This is a genomic window from Cobetia sp. MM1IDA2H-1, assembly GCF_002916775.2.
GTDB lineage: Bacteria > Pseudomonadota > Gammaproteobacteria > Pseudomonadales > Halomonadaceae > Cobetia > Cobetia marina.
The window spans coordinates 1,619,405-1,638,797 of sequence record NZ_CM133225.1 but is presented as its reverse complement, the minus strand read 5'-3'; the positions used below and the strand labels follow the sequence as shown (position 1 = coordinate 1,638,797).

Here is a 19,393-nt window from a genome sequence, read left to right as displayed (position 1 = left end):
GTCGTGCAGCAGGTTGGTTGCATCATTGCCATGATGCTATGGCACAGGCGTCCTCGACAGATAGACGTATCGCCAATGGTGAACCCTCCATCCATCGGAGACAGTAAGCCCAGCATCCCCTTGGCGATGCCCCTGGACCTCGAACGATCCGCCTTCTCTCCTTGGATGGAGTTCTGCATGACCATCACCTGCATCAATGATCTGCAACGCCTGGCGAAACGCCGTGTGCCGAAGATGTTCTACGACTATGCCGACTCCGGCTCATGGACGGAAACCACCTATCGCGCCAACGAGGCTGATTTTGCCGCCATCGGACTGCGTCAACGGGTGATGGTCGACATGGACAATCGCACCCTGCGCACGCAGATGCTGGGGGAGGATGTGGCCATGCCGGTGGCGATCGCGCCCACTGGCCTCACCGGCATGCAGCATGCCGATGGCGAGATGCTGGCCGCGCGGGCGGCGAGTGACTTCGGCGTGCCCTTCACGCTCTCGACCATGAGCATCTGCTCCATCGAGGATGTCGCATCCGTCAGCACACGCCCCTTCTGGTTCCAGCTCTACGTGATGCGCGACAAGGATTACATCGGGCGGCTGATCGATCGCGCCAAGGCGGCGGAATGTTCCGCGCTGGTGCTCACCGCTGACCTGCAGATCATCGGCCAGCGCCACAAGGACCTGATCAATGGCCTGAGCGTCCCTCCTCGCCCCACCGTGGCCACCGCGCTAAACCTGGCGACCAAGTGGCGCTGGTGCGCCGGCATGCTGAAGACGAAGCGCCACAGCTTCGGCAACATCGCCGGTCACGTGAAGGACGCCGACAACCTCAGCTCCCTGTCGAAATGGACCGCCAGTCAGTTCGACCCCAGCCTGAGCTGGGATGACATCAAATGGATCAAGGATCGCTGGGGCGGCAAGTTGATCATCAAGGGCATCATGGAGCCGGAGGATGCCGAGATGGCCGTTCAGGCAGGCGCCGATGCCGTGATCGTCTCCAACCACGGTGGACGTCAGCTCGATGGTGCGGCCTCCTCCATCTCCGCTCTGCCGGACATTCTCGCGGCGGTCGGCGACAGGACAGAGGTCCACATGGATGGCGGGATTCGCTCTGGCCAGGATGTGCTCAAGGCGGTGGCGATGGGCGCCAAGGGCGTCTATCTGGGACGCGCCTTCCTGTATGGACTCGGCGCCATGGGCGAGCAAGGCGTGACGAAGACCCTGGAGATCATCCACAAGGAGCTCGACACGACGCTGGCCCTGTGCGGACTGCGGGATATCCATGACGTGGACACGCGAATTCTCAGGCCCGGCACCTATCCGGTGGCCAGTTCACAGACCAGAAGCTCGTGAGAAACACAAGCCTTTGATGACGACGGCCGACATGCGCCGATGGAATCCACCACGGCACATGTCGGCCTGTCCTCCTTTGCACGCTGCCCTCTCGGGCCAGCGCACCGGCTTGCATGGGCTTGCCTCAATGCACCTTGAGTCGCGGCCCCATGGCATGGCGCAGAACGTCACTGACCACCTCGGCTGAGCCCTTGAGCGGCCCCAGCAGCAAAAACTGATGCTGACGCTGCAGTCCTTGATAGGCCGCGCGTGCAAAGCGCCCTCTCACCTGCAGATCCTCATGCCCATCGTTGCCTTGTGCGTTACTCAGCTTGGCGCTGAGCTTGCCACCGAGCTCGCCGACGCTGCCCGCCCTGGCCAGCGACAACAGCGTGCCGCGATCCTTGAACTCGAAGGCCTGAGCCGCCTCGGCCTGCTGGCGACGCGGCAGTTCTTCCGCCAGGAACTCGGCCTGTTCGCTGGCCACCTGTGCCGTGGGTGGCAGGGGTGCCTCATCGATGCAGGCACAGTCGCCCAGCGCAAAGATGGCTTCCTGCTCAAGGCATTGCAGTCCGGGCGTCACCTTCCATTGACGCTTCTTGTTGCTGGCCAGACCTTCGATCTCCTCGACGATGGCAGGCCCCACACGACCCGCCGCCCAGACCACCAGGTCTGCCTCGCGTGTCACGGACTCGTCACCTTCGCTGATCTCGACGCTGCCGGGTGACACCTTGGCGACCTGACGAGACAGTTCGATATTGATGCCCTGTGCCTCGAGTCGCTGATGGATCGCCTCGCGCAGTTCCTCGGAGACCCCCGGCATGAAGGTCTCGGTGGCCTCAAGGATCGTGATCTCGACCCGCGAGTCCTTCGGCGCAGGCGCATCATGTCTGCCACGTGCCTCATGCAGATACGCCGCGAGCTCGACACCGGTGGCACCGGAGCCGACGATCACCACCTGATACGGCCGCCCCGGAGACTCTTGAGCGCCACCCTTGGCGCCATCCTGAGCGCCGTCCTGGGTGGCTGACGCGCCTGAATCCCCTGTCGGTGCTGTTTCCATCGCCACATGATTGGCCAGCAAGCCACGCGAGAAGCGCTCGGCAATACGTTCGGCGTCTTCGGGCGAATCAAGCAGACAGGCATGCTCCAGCACGCCCTCGACGCCCATGTCAGGTGTCACCCCTCCCAGGGCCAGTACCAGCTGGCGATAACCTCTGACGCGGACCGGCACCTCGGCGGTCGCGTCATCTTCCCTGCCCGGTATCGCCGCAAGGGTGATCTGGCGTTGTTCAGGGTCCACGCCTTCGAGGGTGCCGCACTCGAAGCGAAATCCCCACTGCTCCGCCAGACCGGCATACCCCAACTCATCGACCTGGCGCCGTCCGAGGCCCGCCGCGATCTCATGCAGGCGCGGCTTCCACACGTGACTGGTGTCGCGATCGATCAGCAACACGTCCTTGTGGCCTGCCTTGGCCAGGCGGACCGCCAGTTCCAGTCCGCCGGCACCGCCACCGACGATGACGATATCGGCGTCACGCGTTCGCTGAGAGTCATGCGTTTCCATAGGGCCTCCTTTCGCGGGGTCGAAGAGAGAAACCTTATGTCAGACCAGGCGCTTTTCAAGACTGCCACCCGGAACTTCGCCAATGCGCAGCCTTTGATGCGACGCGTCATGTCCTTGATCGAATTCGCGACGCTCACGTTCGCATTGCGGGTTTGACAGCGCTCGAGTCCGCGACTAAAGCTTATTTATACGAATAAATATGAATGACTCGCCTCCGCTCAGGACATCGCATGCCGACATCGCCTCCACCACTGATCACGTCACGCACCAGCAATGGCTCTGGCGCTCCCAAACGCCAGAAACTGGCCGAGCTGATCAGCGATGATCTGAGGCGCAGCATCGTGCGTGACGGGTTGCGTGAAGGTGACCGGCTACCCAACGAGAAGGCGCTGATGGCGCAATACGGCTGCGCCAAGGGCACGCTGCGTGAAGCCCTCAAGATTCTGGAAGTCGAAGGCTTGATCACGCTGAAGACGGGCCCCAATGGCGGCGCCGTGCTGAATGCGCCGAGCATGGAGCCCGCCAGTCGCATGCTGAGAAGCTTCCTGCACTTCAAGACGCTCAATGGCGCCCAGGTCTATCAGCTGCGTCGGCTGCTGGAAGTCGAGATGGCGGTATCGGTGGTGGGCCTGCTCAGCGAAGAAGACCTGGTGGCGCTCGAGCACAATGTCAGTGACTGCAGTTGCCATCAGCCACAGGACGAGGACCAGCGTCGCCAGCGTTTTCTGGAAATCGAGTTCCATCAGGTACTGGCGCGCGCCTGTCCCAACCCGCTGCTCAGCTTCATGTGCCAGTTCCTCAACGACATGCTGCACGAGCTTGTCGTCATCAAGAAGGCCTATCTCCCGGAGCGCAAGCAGTTCGATGCCGCCAATCAGCATTACCACACCGGCCTGATCACGGCGTTCCGCCAGCAGGATCACGAACAGGTCCGTCAGCTCATGACGGAGCACATGCAGGATGCCGAGCACCATATGACGGCCCTCGAGGTGGAAATGGCCGACCAGCTGCTCGTCACTCCGGCGCAGCTGATGGCCGACAGCAGAGCCTGAAACCGCACGACACATCACAAGAACAATATTCACGAGAGGAAGGAAATCGATGACCACTGCCCAGATGGATACCTCCCCCGTCAGCACCCTGAGCGAGCTGCGCACCGACAGTGATCGCCTGTGGCAATCCCTGATGACCCTGGCCGAGCTGGGCGCCACGCCCAAGGGCGGCGTCAACCGCCAGGCGCTGACCGAACTGGACCGCCAGGCGCGCGACCTCTTCATTCAATGGTGCAAGGCCGAAGGCTGCACGATCCGTATCGATGCCATCGGCAACATCTTCGCGCGCCGCGCCGGCACCGATCCGGACGCCCCGGCGGTAATGACCGGCAGCCACATCGATACCCAGCCCACGGGCGGCAAGTTCGATGGCTGCTTCGGGGTGATGGCGGGACTGGAAGTGCTGCGCAGCCTCAATCAGCACGACATCAAGACCCGCTGCCCGGTGGAGGTGGTGGTCTGGACCAACGAGGAAGGCTGTCGCTTCGCGCCCTGCATGATGGGGTCCGGCGTGCATACCGGCCAACTGTCATTGCACGAGATGCTGGCCCAGAAGGACACGGATGGCGTGACCGCCGGCGAAGCGCTGGATGCCATCGGCTATCGGGGCAGCGATGAGATCCCCCGCGAGAACGTGCGCGCCTTCTTCGAGAGCCATATCGAGCAGGGCCCGATCCTGGAAGATGAAGAGACCACCATCGGCGTGGTGATGGGCGCGCTGGGCCAGCGCTGGTTCGATCTGTCGCTGACCGGCCAGGAAGCCCATGCGGGCCCCACACCCATGTCGCTGCGCCAGGACGCCATGCTCGGGGCGGCCGAGATCACCGTCGCCGTCAACCGCATCGCCATCGAGCATGCACCGCACGGTCGCGGCACCGTGGGCGTGATGCAGGTCCATCCGGGCTCTCGCAACGTCATCCCGGGTCAGGTCAACATGACCATCGACCTGCGCTCGCTGGAGCCCGACTCCCTCACCGCGATGGTCGCGGAGCTGAAAGAGGTGGTCGAAGCCGTCAGCCAACGTCACCGTCTGGCCTTCGAGCTCACCCCTACCGCCGACTTCGTCCCCGAGCACTTCGCCGACAACTGCGTGAACGCGGTGCGCAATGCCGCCAGCCAGCTCGGCTACTCGCATCTCGACATCGTCAGCGGGGCCGGACACGACGCCATCTTCATGGGCCGTATCGCCCCCGCCGGCATGATCTTCGTCCCCTGCGAAGGCGGCATCAGCCACAACGAGATCGAGAACGCCGCCCCCAAGGACCTGCACGCCGGCTGCAACGTGCTCTTCCACGCCATGCTCGATCAGGCCGAGATCGTCAGCTGAGGCGTGATTTCCCTTGCACAGGATGACAAGACGCCCCGCTCGAGAGGTCATCGAGCGGGGCGTCTTGTGTCTGGCGCTGTGCATGGCCAATCCGTGCGACCCGCCATGAGTCGCTATTGCAGAGACCGCTTCCAGAGACTCTCGATACTGTCCATCTCCGCCGGACCGAAGAGTGCCTCGGGCTCGCCCCGGTACCAGGCCCAGAGCTGATCCCCGAAGTCGAAGTGCCACCATTCGCTGGGCAGGTTGGTGAAACCGGCCTGGGTCATGACGTGATAGAGCAGCCGCCGGTTGTAGCGTGCCTCAGCCTGGGGCGTGTCTGCGCCAGGCGGATGACGTTCGAAATAGTCCGCGTGGGACTCAGGTGTCGCCTCATCGAACAGCGTCCCCATCTCGAGCAGCAAGCCATCGGCATCGCAGATCGTGACATCCACGGCACCGCCGGTGAGGTGCGGGCTCGGCGCGTCAGGATCACGGCTGGGCAAGGAGACGAATTCCCGCGTACGCGCCAGCAGCTGGGCCTCGCAAAGCGAGGGGTCATGCGTCTTGAGCGACTGATACAGCGTCTCGAACAGATACTGCTGTACCCGCCAGGGTCGCCAGCCATCCATCACCACCAGCGACAGCCCTTCCGGCAAGGCGCGTGCAGCCTGCAGCAGACGCTGATACACCGCACGCCGCACCAGACATTCATTGACCGCCCCGGGAATGCCGAGGCGTGCGTAGGCGGGATAGACCTTCAGGCATGACGGCCCGAGGCTGGTCGGCACCAGAGGACTGTCACAGCCCTTCACGGGAATGCAGGTCACCTGCGACCAATCCGGCTCGTCATGACTCGGGATGGCAGGAGGCGTAAAAGTCAGTGATGACGTCATGAGGTGTTATCCAGACAGGGTCGGCAACCACAGAGTTAAGGGCGGGAAGACGATCAGCATCAGCAGTACCGCGACTGCCACCAGCACGAAGGGCCAGATGGTGCGAAACAGTGAGGTGATCTCGAGCTTGCTGACCGCGGCGGCCACGAAGACGCAGGCCCCCATCGGCGGCGTGATCAGCGCGATGGTGATATTGAGCGTGATGATGACACCCAGATGCACGGGGTCGATGCCGGCGGCCATGGCCACGGGCACGAAGATCGGTGTCAGCAGCATCAGCGCCGAGACCTCTTCCATGAACATGCCGGTGACGAAGGTGATGGCACTGAGCAGCAACAGGATCAAGATCGGGCTGTCGATGTAGGGCGTCAGCAGGGCCACGAACTGATTGGGCACCTGGGCATAGGACAGCAGCCAGCTGACGATGGACGACACCGCCATGATCACGAAGATGGCACTGGTCAGACGCGCCGTATCCTTGATGGCACCCCATACCTCGACAAGCTTGAGCGGCCCCTGACACAACCCGCAGAGCAGCACGTAAGCGACGATCAAGGCGCCGGATTCCGTCGGGGTCACGATGCCCAGCACGATACCGGAGACGATGATCACCGGCGCGACCAGTGCCGGCAGCGCGCCGATGATTGCCGAGATCACTTCACTGCGTGCCGGTGCCTGACCGCGCGCCTGCAGGCCATGGCGACGGGCATACCAGGCATTCATCGCCATGAACGCCACCGCCAATACCAGTCCGGGCACGACCCCGGCCAGGAACAGGCTGCCCACGGAGGTATTGGTCAGCGAGGCGTAGAGGATCATGAAGATGCTGGGCGGTATGATCGGCCCGATCAACGAGCTGCCTGCGGTCAGGCCTGCGGCGAAGGACGTCGAATAGCCTTCCTTGCGCATGGCGGGCACCAGCAACGAGCCGAGCGCGGAGGTATCGGCGACCGCCGAGCCATTGACGCCGGCGAAGAAGACGCTGGAGACGACGTTCACGTGGCCCATGCCACCGCGCAGATGCCCGACCATCAGCCGCGCCAGGCGCATCAGGCGTTCGGTCAGGCCACTGATGTTCATCAGGTTGCCGGCAAGGATGAACAGCGGAATCGCCATCAGCGAGAAGGCATTGATGCCACCGAAGAACTGCTGTGGTCCGAGACGTTCCAGCATCGAGATATCGATGAACAGAAAGCCGGTCACGGCGGTGGCGAGCAGGGAGAGAAACAGCGGCAGGCCCAGCAGGACGTGCACAACGAAGATGGCCAGCATTGCCCAGATCATGTGCGCGGCCCTCCTGTCCTGTCATCATGCGCCGGAAGGTCGGCGGCCTCCTCGTCCGGTGCGATCTCCAGTGTCTGGGATCTCAGCGGCCGTGGGCCATGCAGCAGCACCTGGGCCGTGATCAACGCGAAACCGATCGGCATCGACAGCATCGGCACGCTGCGGCTGATGCCCAGCCCCATGGTGCGGAACATGCTCGCCGACATGGCGTAGTGCCAGGTCATCCAGGTCGCGCCCGTCATCAATACGAGCGTCAGCCACCATTGGTAATGGATCAGCCCCCTGGCCAGGCGCGGAGGCAGACGCCGTTCCAGCAGCGCCACGCGCATGTGTGCCCCTTCTGCCCAGACGACGCCGATCGCCAGCATGACACTGGCGATGATGAGATAGCGGGTCAGCTCATCGACCCAGATGGGCGCGCCGCCCAGTACATAGCGCATCACCACGCCGTAGAGCATGATCAGCACCGTGGAAGCCAGCAGCATCGCCGCGAGCGCCAGCGTCACGCGGCCACAGGCATGCAGCAGGCCTTCCCTGAAGGAAGACAGTCGTGAAGGAGTCATGGAAGTCATTTACCGCAATCCACCAGAAAGGAGGGAGAATCAGAGCCCCGATGCCCGGACGACATTGCCCGGGCAACGGGGGAACTGCACCATCAGCTCATCAGGCCCAGGGCGCTCTCACGTCGAGAGGCGCCCGGGCACTTGAGCACTGTGGAAACCGCGCGCCTCACATGCCCCTCATGAAGAGAGACCGGCATCCTTCATCGCGGTATCGATCAGCTCTGGTGCGATGTCCTGACTCTTGAGCCACTCGAGGTAGGCCGGCTGGCCCTTGCTGCGAAATGCCTCGAGGTCTGCCTCGCTCGGGCGGATCACTTGCATGCCCTGCTCTTCAAGCAAGGCGATGCGTGACTCGACCTGGCTCTGGTTGTCCTGACGGGCCTGGGCATTGGCTTCCTTGACTGACTCGAGCAGTGCCGTGCGCTCTTCATCAGACAGGCTCTCGAGCAGCTGACCATTGGCGACCAGGAATTGATCCGAGTACTGGATGTTGGCCAGCGTCAGGTACTTCTGCACTTCCTGCAGACTGCCCAGCAGGATGTACATCGGCGGGTTCATCTGACCATCCGCCACCCCGGTGCGCAGCGCCATGTAGACTTCCGTCCACGGAATCGGCGTGCCCGAGGCGCCGAAGGCCTCGTAGAGCGCTACCTGACTCGGGTCCATCGCGCGGAAGCGAAGCCCCTCGAAGTCATCCGGGCTGGTGATCGGACGCTTGTCATTGGTAAAGGCCAGAAAGCCCCCTTCCTCCACGACGGCCAGAATTTCGGCGCCATTGGTGCGCTCACTGAACAGTTGCTGCACCTGCTGCCAGTACTGACCTTCATCGAAGAAACGACGCGCCTCATCAAAGCCGTCGAACATGAACGGCGTGGCGCTGACATAGACTTCCGGCACGATGGGGGCCATGCCCGCGAAGGAGGCGATGTTCAGGCTCGGTGCGCTGATGACCTGCTCCATGCGTTCCTGCTCCTCTCCCAACATGCTGTTGGGGTAGAGCTTGAGCTCCAGCTCACCATCGGTCTTCTCTTCCACCAGCGTCTTCAGGTTGCTGGCAAAGACGTGCACGGCATTCTTGTCGGCATCCGGTGCGCCGTTGTAGCTGAGATTGATGGTCTGGGCCTGCACGCTGGCCGCCAGCAGGCTGAGCGCCAGAGTGGAACCGGTAAGCGTCTTGCGCAGCAGAGATGTCTTGGACAAGGACATGTGGATTCCCTTTTGTTTTTGTAGATATCGGTGGTATGCAGCGGGAGAAACGCCGTCCCGGGGGTATGGCACTGTGGCCGGCCAGGTGATGGGCGTTACCCTCACACGTCGAAAGTAGCGTTGTCGCTGTAGACTAATCAATCGTGCGAGTGTTGTTTTTTCGTCCACACCCATTGGACCTGACAAGCTCATCTCTGACTTGGCGTTCCCACAGACCTGACATATCCAAAGACCTGACGTACCCAAAGACCAGGATGGCCCCGAAAACCGGAGCTTTCGGGGCCATTTCGACGACACGGCGAGGCCGTGCTGAACTAGGCCGTGTTGAGCGAAGCAGGGCTGAACGAGGCGCTACATCGTCAGTGGGTATGCTCACCCTTGAGATCACTGCGCCAGCCCATGCCGGACTCTTCCATCAGGCGTTCATGTACGCCCTCGATATTGAGACCGACCCACTCCTCATACTGAGCCAGATCCCTGTACTCGGAGAGATCGACCTCCTGCTGGATCTGCTCCAGTGACTTGCCGGCAAGAATGCCCTCCGTCACCTGGGAATACAGTGACTCCAGATAGGTCAGGTAGCGTTCGACATCGGCGTGATCACCGATCTCGGCATGCCCGCCAACGAAGGTGTCGAAGTCATATTCCAGCACTTCACGCGTCGAATTGATCATGCCCTGGATGTCATAGCTCCAGAGCTTCTGCCACGGCATGCGCCCGATGACGATCCAGTCCACCACGTACATCGTGGTGTGGTCCTTGAAGTACATGCTGATCGACCCGCGCCCGTCATTCGGGCCGTGATAGCGCAGCTGGACTTCCTTGCCGCCCAGTCGCAAGGTCATTTCATCCTCGAAGACGAGATCCGGCGGTACGGCCTTCGCCCGGGTGTTGGCGATATCCTGAGCTGCCAGCCGGTGCGCGATGAAGGTGGTATCAGGCGTGTCGAAGACCTCGCCGCCATAGATGTGATCACTGTGGTTGTGGCTATACACCACATAGCGAACCGGAGTATCGAAGCGCTGCTTGATCTCGTTGTTCAACCAGCTCGCCGCAGCATGATTCATCGGGTCCGTCACCAGCGCGCCCTGATCGGTGATCATGAACACGGAGCGATGGCGATCATCGATGAATCGATAGAGCCCCTCTCCGAGAGGTTCTATCTCATAGGCCTGGGCCTGCAGACTGAAAGGAAGCGCTGCCAGCGCCAGTAGTGTCTTGAGGGGGCTCAGCATCGGAGGAAATCCTCGCATCAGGTGTTGTTGTCGTGAGATATCACTATGCCCAGACTCTGATACGAGAAGCCGTCAAGACTGGATGCGCCGAGGATTGACCCACTCGCGGCGCTGTCCAGCGGGTGTCACTTGCCAAGCAGGCGCGGCGCGTCTGCGGTGAAGAACCGCAATCCCTGCTGCAGGTGGGTAAGGCAGGCCTCGACGGCCACCGTCATCTCACGCCCGCGCCGCGTACATATCTGCGCGCGGGTCTGTGCCAGGGCCGGATGCTGCATCGGCAGCAGGCAGATATCGCCACGCCGCAACTCCTCCACCACGCTGAGCTCGGGCATGAAGGTGACACCGATCCCTGATCTCACGAAGTTCTTGAGCACCGAGACGGAATTGGTGCGCAATTGCGCGCGCAGCGAGACCCGCTCCTGCTGCGCCGCCTGATTCACCATCTGGCGCATGCCGGTGCACTCGTCGATCAATGCCAGTGGCCAATCCGCCACCTGTGCAAGCGTCAATGGCTTGCCGATCTCGAGCAGCGGATGTGCCGCCGGCACGATCAGGTCCAACGGCTGGCAGGTCTCCACATGACAGCAGAGAATCGGGTCTACCGGCGGGGCGTAGAGCAGCGCGATATCCACCTCGAAGTCGCGCAACAGCTCGGTCGCCTCATTCACCCCCGCCATGCGCACCACGACTTCGATACCGGGATGACGCGCCATGAAGCTCTGCAAGGGCAGCGAGATCAGATCGGCGATGAAGCCCTCGCCCACCGCGATTCTCACCTCACCGCTACGCAGCCCCTGCAGGGCACTCAGCTGCGAGAGCGCTGCGGCCTCCGCCGCCTGCTGACGATGGAAATGATCCAGCAGCAATACGCCGGCCTGGGTTGCACGCATGCCCGTCTCGCTGCGCTCGCACAGCGCGACACCCACCTCTTCTTCCAGCTGCTTGATCTGGCGGCTGACGGCGGAAGGGTCGAGATTCAAGTGTCTGGCCGCGCGGCGCAGTGAACCCCGGCGGATGATTTCATTCAGCGCCGTCAGCGCCTTGGGATTGAGCATGGAATACGGTACCTGCCGGCAGCGATGGGAATGAGGCCAGATTCAGGACACCTCAGACGTCCTGGCAAGTCGAGCGACTCGAGAAGTGGCGTGTCACGACACACGACAAGCGCTCAGCAACGAAAAGGAGCCGCATGAGCGGCTCCTTGTGATTCGATGTGATCAGCAGTTGCCTTTCTTGGCCTGCCCCGGCGGACAGAAGCTGCCACCTCCACGCTTGTGATCATGATGTCCATCACCGATTTCGATGATAGGCTCGGCATCGATTCGCGCCGGCGTATAACTGCACCCCGCCATGAAAAAGGTGCTCAGCATCACCAGGCTGACAAGTCGCATACTAGTCTTCATCATCATTCCTTTTCATGAAAATCAACCATCTCTTGATGCCTCACATCGTACCGGAACACAAGCAGCAGAGAACGCAATTTCTCAACGAATGATAGTGTGGGCCCAGGGTTGCATCATCCATTGAGACAGGATCTGGCCATGTTCGATTTCAAGGAAGTGGAAGCCTTCGTGTGGATCACCCGCCTGGGATCGTTCCGACTGGCTGCCCAGCATTTGCATCTGACCCAGCCGTCGATCTCCGAACGTATCAACAAGCTGGAAACCACCCTGGAAACCCGCCTGCTGGAGCGCACTCGCCGACCGGTACAGCCCACTCTCAAGGGGCGCGAATTCTATCGTCACGCCGAGGCGCTGCTGGAAGCGCGCCAGAAAGCGCTATCCATGATGGCGTTGAGCACGCCCTTCCAGGGCGTGTTGCGACTGGGCGTCGTGGAGACCGTGGCGCACAGCTGGCTGCCCGGCTTTCTGGCCGAACTGGCGCGCCGTTACCCGGATCTCACCCTGGAACTGGAAGTCGACAGCTCCCCGGGGCTTGCCGCCATGCTCACCGCCGGCGATATCGATCTCGCCTTCCTGATGGGGCCGGTCACGGCGGAGAACGTGCTCAACCGCTTTCTGTGCAACTACACGATGGGCTTCGTGACCAGCCCGTCTCTTGGCTTCACCGAAGACAACTTCTCCTTGCGACGCCTGAATGCTCTGCCGCTGATCTCGTTTGCCCGCAACAGCCGGCCGCACCATGAACTTGGCTCCATGCTGCATCAGATGGGACTCGATGACGTGAAGCTGCATTGCTCAAGCTCCTTGTGGACCATCGTGCGCATGACCCTGGATGGCCTGGGCGTCGGCGCCATCCCGCCGCGCATCGTCGCCGAGGAAATCCGCCAGGGCACCCTGCTCAGCCTGCCCTGCGACCTGCCCGAGCTGACCTTCACCGCCTCCTGGCCGACCCATATGGAAAGCGCTCTCGCCGAAGGCGTGTGTGAACTGGCCATCGAGATCGCCCGCCAGGATCAGGAGGCGCATTTACGCCTGTCCTGAGCATCGCTGTCTGCCAACGACGCTCTCGCATTCCCCATGTTCCTGCTCCCACGCTTCCTGTCTCGCTCACGTCTCACGGGCCTGCGACGGGCCATTTCACACACCACATGAAAGGAATTTCCGATGGCTTGACTCGATAAAAATCGATTGGATTTATCTGGGCGTGCTTCTTATGGTGAAGACAGACAACAACAACTTCACAAGAAGCCCCCACGATGCCCCAGACACTTCTCAGTGCCGCGTCGTCCCCCCGCGAGGCGCGCGAACAGATCCGTAGCGGTCATTGGGCCAGCCACACCAGCGGTATCGCTGCAGGCTTTGCCCAGACGAACCTGATCATCCTGCCAGCCGAGGCTGCCGGCGAATTCCTGCAGTTCTGCCAGGCCAATCCCAAGGCCTGCCCGTTGCTGGATGTCACGGCCGTCGGTTCTCCCGCCCCGACAGGGCTCGGTGAGAACATCGACCTGCGCCACGACCTGCCCGCCTATCACATCTACCGTCACGGCAAGCTTGAAGAAACGCGCACGGATATCGCCGCCCTGTGGCAGGACGATTTCGTGGCGTTTTCCATCGGTTGCTCGTTCTCGTTTGAAGAGGCGCTGCTCAACGAAGGCGTCGAGGTTCGCCATGCGCGCCTGAAGCGCAACGTGCCGATGTATCGCACCAACATTCCGCTGATCAGTGCCGGTCGTTTCCACGGCAACCTGGTGGTGTCCCTGCGTCCGATGTCGGCGGCGCATGCCATTCGCGCCATCCAGATCACCACCGACATGCCCCGCGTCCACGGCGCGCCCGTCCATCTGGGTGACCCCGCCTTGATTGGCATTTCCGATATCAACACCCCTGATTTCGGCGATGCACCTACGCTTGAGACAGGCGACCTGCCGGTGTTCTGGGCCTGTGGCGTCACGCCGCAACTGGCGCTGGAGAATGCGCGCCTGCCGTTGGCCATCGCACACAGCCCGGGCCACATGCTGATCACCGATATCCCCAATCATCGCCTCAAATACGGATGACCGCTTGTGGGAGCCACGGACCTGCTCCGCAACAGACAAGACCGTCAGATTCTTTCGATAACACCAGATGCACAACAACAATGGTGACTCCCATGAAGACACGTTTTGCCCTCTCCGCCCTGGGTCTCGCGCTCGCCGCTGCCGGTAGCGCCAATGCTGCCGACACCCTCAACGTGGTAGGCAGCTGGAGCAGCCTGGAGCTCAACCGTCAGTTCGAGAAGCCCTTCTGGAGCGAGACGCTGCCAGCGGCCAGCAGCGGTGAACTCAGCACCCAGGTGACCACCTTCGACCAGATGGGCATCCCCGGCTCTGACGTCTATCGCTACCTGGGCGATGGCGTCTTCGATGTCGGCATGACCGTGGCGGATTACACCGTGTCGGACGCGCCGGAACTCGAAGGCCTGGATCTGCCGATGATGGCTCCGACGGCCGAGGAGGCCCAGAAGGTGGCCGAAGCCTTCCGCCCACTGGCTGAAACCGCCATGAACAAGCGCTTCAACAGCCATGTGCTGGCGATCGTGCCGTATCCGGCCCAGGTGCTGTTCTGCAATACCCCGATCGAAGGGCTCGATGGTCTGAAGGACAAGAAGGTACGTGCCAGCGGCCGCTCCACCGGTGAGTTCATCGAGGCGCTGGGCGCGCAGAGCCTCAACATCGCCTTCAACGAGGTGCCGGGCTCCCTGGAACGTGGCGTGATCGACTGCGCCGTCACCGGCTCGCTCTCCGGCTACAGCGCCGGCTGGCACGAAGTCTCCAGCCACCTGATGCCGCTGCCGCTGGGCGGCTGGGATTACGTGATCACCGCCATCAACCAGGACAAGTGGCAGAGCCTGAGCGCTGATAGCCAAACGCTGATCCAGCAACAGGTGGACAGCGAGTTCACCGCGCCGGTGTGGGAAAACGCGCGTGGCGAGACCGCGCGTGGCGTGGCCTGCCTGACCGGTGAAGGCGATTGCCCGCTGGGCAAGAGCGCCGACATGACGCTGGTCGACTTCAGCGATGACGATGCCAAACGCGCACGTGCGGCGCTCGAAGACACCGTCCTGCCTGCTTGGGCGGCACGTGTCGATGCCGAGACGCGCACGGACTGGAACGAGAGTGTCGGCAAGGTCGTCGGCCTGACCGCCACCGCGGAGTGATCCACCGGCCCCTGCTCGCGAAGGGCTGTTCGTGGGCAGGGGCCGATAGCCCCGCCCTGCCCGGATACGGCAGACATGCTCCCCAGAGACACGGCGCTGAACGCCCGCACCTCGCCTGATTGGCACGGATCAGCGTCGTTCACCGCCCCAGCAGGACCCGACTCATGAACTCCTTCCTTCACGCACTCGATGTCCTCGTGTCCCTGACACGCGCGATATCGCGCCACGCCGCACGCCTGATGGGCCTGCTGTTGCTGGCCGTCGTGGTCTTCATCGGCGCGGAAATCCTCATGCGCCAACTGTTCAATCATCCGCTGCCCGGCGTGCACGAATATGCCGGCTATGTGCTGGCGATGCTCTCGGCGTGGGGTCTATCCCACACCCTGATGGAGCGTGCCCACATCCGTATCGATGTCGTGCATGGCAAGCTGCCGGCCTTCTCGCGCCACACTCTGGATATCCTCGCGATGCTGGCGCTGAACCTGGTGGCCTGGGTGATCCTGATCAATGCCTGGCCGGTGCTCGGCAAGTCGCTGAGCAACGGCTCCACCGCCAATACCCCGTTGGCGACACCGCTGTGGATTCCGCAGCTGCTGTGGCTGTCCGGTTATGCCTGGTTCGCGATCACCACCAGCGTGCTGGGACTGCGCGTTCTCGTTGCCGCCTGTCTGCGTGATACCACCACGCTGGAGACACTGGCCGGCCCCGATCACGGAGAAAGCGAAGGGGCTCTGGCCCAAGCGGCCTCCACGACCAAGGAGACACGCTGATGTTGGGCTTTCTTTCGGTAGGTATCCTCACCCTGCTGCTGGCCGGCATTCCCGTTGCGGTCACCCTCTTCCTGCTCGCCTTCGGGATCGACCAGTTCTATTCCTTCTTCCCGCTGACCAAGGCACTGGGCCAGAACCTGTGGTCTGCTGCGGACTCCTTCCTGCTGATCGCGATTCCGCTCTTCGTGCTGATGGGCGAGATCATCGTGCGCGCCGGCATCGCCGAGAAGGCCTACCGCGCGATGGACCACTGGCTGTCGTGGCTGCCGGGCGGTCTTCTGCATGCCAACATCACTACCTCGGCGCTGTTCTCGGCGACCTCGGGTTCCTCGGTCGCGACAGCGGCGACGGTCTCGACCGTGGCACTCCCTCAGGGCAAGAAGCTCGGCTACGACCCCAAGCTGTTCTGCGGCAGCATCGCCGCGGGCGGCACCCTCGGCATCCTGATCCCGCCGTCGATCAACCTGATCGTCTATGGCTTCCTGACCGAGACCTCTATCCCGAAGCTGTTCATGGCCGGTCTGGTACCGGGCCTCGGCCTGGCAGCGCTGTTCATGCTGGCCTCGCTGCTGCTGTGTGTCTGGAAGCCATCGCTGGGGGGCCCGCGCAAGAGCGCGAGCTGGAGCACCCGCCTCAAGAGCCTGTCGTTCCTGCTGCCGCTGCTGGTGCTGTTCATCGTCATCGTCGGCTCCATCTATCTGGGCTGGGCGACGCCCACCGAAGCCGCCGCCATCGGCGTGCTGGCCTCACTGGGCCTCGCCGCCATCAACCGCTCGCTGAACCTGTCGATGATCAGCCGCGCGCTGGACGGCACCGTCAAGACCACCTCGATGATCCTGTTCATCATCATGGCGGCCTCCTTCCTCAACTTCGCGCTGGCCTCCTCCGGCATGGTCCAGCAGGTCACCGGCCTGCTCGAAGCCTATGACCTGGGTCCCTTCGCGCTGCTGATGGCGGTGATCGCGCTGTTCATCGTGCTCGGCTTCTTCATCGAGACCCTGTCGCTGATGGTCATCACCATTCCCATCGTCACCCCGCTGATCGTCGCGGCCGGTTACGACAAGGTGTGGTTCGGCATCGTGATGATCCTGTTCGTCGAGCTGGCGCTGATCACCCCGCCAGTCGGCTTGAATCTCTACATCGTGCAGGCCTCACGGCGTGGCGAAGCCTTCGCCGACGTCATCATCGGCACCCTGCCGTATCTGGGCGCGATGCTGGTGATGGCAGCGCTGCTGGTGGCCTTCCCGCAGATCGCGCTGTGGCTGCCTTCGGCACTGTAAACCTGCTCTAGCCTGGCACCTGCTGGCAAGCCGGCAGGTGTCATTGGCGCCCCACCGTTCATTCAAGAATTTTTCAAAGAACAACGACAACCCCGATAACGGAGCGATAAACCATGCTGACCTTTACCCATGACAACGGCGAATTCACCCTTGATATCCAGCGCGTCGCGATTGCCGGCTGGGCCGGACGCGACCAGGCGGGCGTGCAGCACCATATCGACGAGCTCAAGCTGCTGGGTGTGGCACCGCCCTCCCAGACTCCGCTGTTCTACCGCGTGAGCCGCGAGACCCTGACCCAGGCCTCTCAGGTCGCGATGCTCGGCGGCGAAGGCTCCGGTGAGGTCGAGACCTGTCTGGTCAGCGACGCCGAGGGCACCCTTTGGGTGACGATTGCCTCGGATCACACCGACCGCAAGCTCGAAGCCGTCGGCGTCGCCGAATCCAAGCAGCTGTGCGCCAAGCCGATTGCCCGCCACGCCTGGAAGCTTAGTGAGGTCATCGATCACTGGGACAGCCTCGAGATCGAGAGCGAGATCGAGGACGCCGGCAAGACCGTGCGCTACCAGCAGGGCACCCTCGCCGAGCTGCTGCCGGTCGCCACTCTGATGGAGCGCCTGCCCGCCGCCATCGCCAAGGATGGCAGCCTGGCCCCCAATAGCGTGCTGCTGTGCGGTACCGTGCCGGCGATCGGTGGCATCCGCCCCAGCCCGAGCTTTACCATGCGCCTGATCGACCCGCAGACGGGTCGTCGCATCGAGCACCGTTACGAGGTGGAAGAACTTGAGGTGGTGGCATGAGTGATGAAGGCATGAGCGCTGAGCGCGTGAAGATGGACAACGCCCGTGAATTCTGGGCGCGCTCGCCCCGCCAGCGTACGTTGACGCAGCTGCTGGCCGCCTATCAGGCAGGCAGTTTCGGTCCCGAGCAGACTGCCACGGTGCTTGCCGAGCGCCATCAGGCCCTGGGCGAGACCGCCAGCCACAGCATCATCAGCCGCGATGACGCGGTCATGAGCGCGCAGGCAGCGGCCCAGCAGCAACTCAAGGCGGCTGCGACGTCGTTGCCGCTGGGAGGGGTCCCTGTCTCGATCAAGGATCTCTTCGATGAGGCCGGCATGACGACGCTGGCAGGCTCGCGCGCACTGGCAGAGAGTCACCCAGCCGACCAGGACGCTCCGGCGCTGAGCCGCCTGAAAGCCGCCGGCATTCTGCACGCCGGTCGCACCAGCATGAGCGAGTTCGCGTTTTCTGGCCTTGGCCTCAACCCGCACGTCGGCACGCCGCCCAACCCCTTCGATGGCGAGCGCATCACCGGCGGTTCGACCTCCGGCGGGGCGGCCTCCGTCGCCTTCGGGCTGGCCGCGGCGACCCTGGGCAGCGATACCGGCGGCTCGCTGCGGATTCCGGCGGCCTTCTGTGGGCTGACGGGCTTCAAGCCGTCACAGGCCAGCGTGCCGGGAGATGGCGCCTTTCCGCTGTCACCGAGCCTGGACTGTATCGGCCCCATCGCGCCCAGCGTCGCCTGCTGTCGCACGCTGTGGGAAGTCCTGAGCGGTGAGGTTGCTGACCCGACGCCCCTCACTCGCCCGCTGACACTGCTGGTGCCGGAGAGCGAGCTGGTCAGTGAAGTGGACGCCGATGTAGCCGCCGACTTCGCCGCCCTGCTGGAACGACTCGAGGGGCTGGGTGTTCGCCTCCAGCGTGCGCCGGTCGAGGCCATCGAGGCCGCTTACGCCATCAATCAGCGCGGCGGCCTGGTCATTCCGGAAGCGGCCGCCGTGCATCACGAACTGCTGGCTGCCCATGAAGATCAGTATGATCCGCTGATCGCCGAACGCCTGAATGGCGGGCGTGACATCACGGCCAGCGAGTATCTGGCGCGCCTGTGGCCGCGCACCGCCATCCAGCAACGCTTCGCCCAGCAGGTGCAGGATGTCGATGCGGTGCTGATGCCGACCGTGGCCATGCGTGCCCCGCGTCGTGACCTGCTGGAGCAGGATGGCGCGCTATTTACCCAGCTCAACAAGCGTGCGCTGCGCAACACCAGCGTCTTCAACTATCTGGATGCCAGCTCGATCTCGATTCCCGCGCCGGCACCACAGAACGAGGAACCGCTGGGCCTGATGCTGTCACGCCCCCAGGGCCAGGATGTGGCGCTGCTGCGCGTCGCCCAGGCGCTGGAGACACTGCTGGCCTGATGATGCTGTCCCGGCTGACCGCAAGACGAAAAAAGGGGCCTCCATCTGGAGGCCCCTTTTCCATGACACGGTTCTGATGACACGGTTTTCATTGTGCGATGCCATGGCG

At 62.9% G+C, this 19,393-nt stretch carries 18 protein-coding genes; 10 read left to right on the top strand and 8 right to left on the bottom strand.

Going from position 1 to position 19,393, the window contains the following annotated elements:
• Positions 1–177 precede the first annotated feature (177 nt).
• Positions 178–1,350, top strand: coding sequence for an alpha-hydroxy acid oxidase (locus BOH68_RS07030; protein WP_077376993.1), 1,173 nt, complete (start codon positions 178–180; stop codon positions 1,348–1,350).
• A gap of 124 nt (positions 1,351–1,474) precedes the next feature.
• Here the strand turns inward: BOH68_RS07030 and BOH68_RS07025 are convergent, their stop codons facing one another.
• Positions 1,475–2,896 (bottom strand): NAD(P)/FAD-dependent oxidoreductase, encoded by a 1,422-nt coding sequence (locus BOH68_RS07025; RefSeq protein WP_077376997.1) that lies wholly within the window; start codon positions 2,894–2,896, stop codon positions 1,475–1,477.
• 230 nt (positions 2,897–3,126) lie between these two features.
• On the opposite strand from BOH68_RS07025, the gene BOH68_RS07020 reads away from it, so the two are divergent.
• Complete coding sequence (locus BOH68_RS07020) at positions 3,127–3,948, top strand: FadR/GntR family transcriptional regulator (RefSeq protein ID WP_077377000.1); 822 nt, start codon at positions 3,127–3,129, stop codon at positions 3,946–3,948.
• A gap of 49 nt (positions 3,949–3,997) precedes the next feature.
• A complete protein-coding gene (locus BOH68_RS07015; protein ID WP_254627160.1) occupies positions 3,998–5,275 on the top strand; it encodes a Zn-dependent hydrolase in 1,278 nt (425 codons plus the stop codon).
• A 113-nt stretch (positions 5,276–5,388) separates the two neighbouring features.
• On the opposite strand, the gene BOH68_RS07010 is transcribed toward BOH68_RS07015, so the two are convergent.
• From BOH68_RS07010 to BOH68_RS06980, 7 genes are all read right to left on the bottom strand, one after another.
• Positions 5,389–6,150, bottom strand: coding sequence for a M15 family metallopeptidase (locus BOH68_RS07010; protein ID WP_077377004.1), 762 nt, complete (start codon positions 6,148–6,150; stop codon positions 5,389–5,391).
• A gap of 6 nt (positions 6,151–6,156) precedes the next feature.
• Complete coding sequence (locus BOH68_RS07005; RefSeq protein ID WP_077377007.1) at positions 6,157–7,434, bottom strand: TRAP transporter large permease; 1,278 nt, start codon at positions 7,432–7,434, stop codon at positions 6,157–6,159.
• Positions 7,431–8,006, bottom strand: a complete 576-nt coding sequence (locus BOH68_RS07000; RefSeq protein ID WP_258038282.1) for a TRAP transporter small permease — start codon at positions 8,004–8,006, stop codon at positions 7,431–7,433. The genes BOH68_RS07005 and BOH68_RS07000 overlap by 4 nt, the downstream gene beginning before the upstream one ends.
• A 168-nt stretch (positions 8,007–8,174) precedes the next feature.
• Positions 8,175–9,203: a TRAP transporter substrate-binding protein DctP gene (gene dctP, locus BOH68_RS06995; protein ID WP_077377013.1), complete on the bottom strand. Its 1,029-nt coding sequence runs from the start codon at positions 9,201–9,203 to the stop codon at positions 8,175–8,177.
• A 359-nt stretch (positions 9,204–9,562) separates the two neighbouring features.
• The gene (locus BOH68_RS06990) at positions 9,563–10,438 is read right to left on the bottom strand and encodes an MBL fold metallo-hydrolase (protein WP_077377015.1); all 876 of its coding nucleotides are present in this window, start codon (positions 10,436–10,438) and stop codon (positions 9,563–9,565) included.
• A gap of 125 nt (positions 10,439–10,563) precedes the next feature.
• Complete coding sequence (locus tag BOH68_RS06985) at positions 10,564–11,493, bottom strand: LysR family transcriptional regulator (RefSeq protein ID WP_077377018.1); 930 nt, start codon at positions 11,491–11,493, stop codon at positions 10,564–10,566.
• 162 nt (positions 11,494–11,655) lie between these two features.
• The gene (locus BOH68_RS06980; protein WP_077377452.1) at positions 11,656–11,841 is read right to left on the bottom strand and encodes a hypothetical protein; all 186 of its coding nucleotides are present in this window, start codon (positions 11,839–11,841) and stop codon (positions 11,656–11,658) included.
• 138 nt (positions 11,842–11,979) lie between these two features.
• On the opposite strand from BOH68_RS06980, the gene BOH68_RS06975 reads away from it, so the two are divergent.
• The 7 genes from BOH68_RS06975 to BOH68_RS06945 all read left to right on the top strand — a co-directional run bounded on the left by BOH68_RS06975 (position 11,980) and on the right by BOH68_RS06945 (position 19,284).
• Entirely contained in the window at positions 11,980–12,882 is a 903-nt protein-coding gene (locus tag BOH68_RS06975; protein WP_077377021.1) for a LysR family transcriptional regulator, read from the top strand.
• Positions 12,883–13,097: 215 nt separating this feature from the next.
• Entirely contained in the window at positions 13,098–13,898 is an 801-nt protein-coding gene (locus tag BOH68_RS06970; protein WP_077377024.1) for a putative hydro-lyase, read from the top strand.
• Between the two features lie 92 nt (positions 13,899–13,990).
• Positions 13,991–15,037 (top strand): TRAP transporter substrate-binding protein, encoded by a 1,047-nt coding sequence (locus BOH68_RS06965; RefSeq protein WP_258038283.1) that lies wholly within the window; start codon positions 13,991–13,993, stop codon positions 15,035–15,037.
• 164 nt (positions 15,038–15,201) lie between these two features.
• The gene (locus tag BOH68_RS06960) at positions 15,202–15,807 is read left to right on the top strand and encodes a TRAP transporter small permease subunit (protein ID WP_054555982.1); all 606 of its coding nucleotides are present in this window, start codon (positions 15,202–15,204) and stop codon (positions 15,805–15,807) included.
• On the top strand, positions 15,807–17,087 hold the full coding sequence (locus tag BOH68_RS06955; protein WP_077377031.1) for a TRAP transporter large permease: 1,281 nt from the start codon (positions 15,807–15,809) through the stop codon (positions 17,085–17,087). The genes BOH68_RS06960 and BOH68_RS06955 overlap by 1 nt, the downstream gene beginning before the upstream one ends.
• Before the next feature lie 113 nt (positions 17,088–17,200).
• On the top strand, positions 17,201–17,884 hold the full coding sequence (locus BOH68_RS06950) for a DUF2848 domain-containing protein (protein WP_077377034.1): 684 nt from the start codon (positions 17,201–17,203) through the stop codon (positions 17,882–17,884).
• Positions 17,881–19,284, top strand: coding sequence for an amidase (locus BOH68_RS06945; protein ID WP_077377037.1), 1,404 nt, complete (start codon positions 17,881–17,883; stop codon positions 19,282–19,284). Before BOH68_RS06950 ends, BOH68_RS06945 begins: the two co-directional genes overlap by 4 nt.
• The last annotated feature ends 109 nt before the right edge of the window (positions 19,285–19,393 follow it).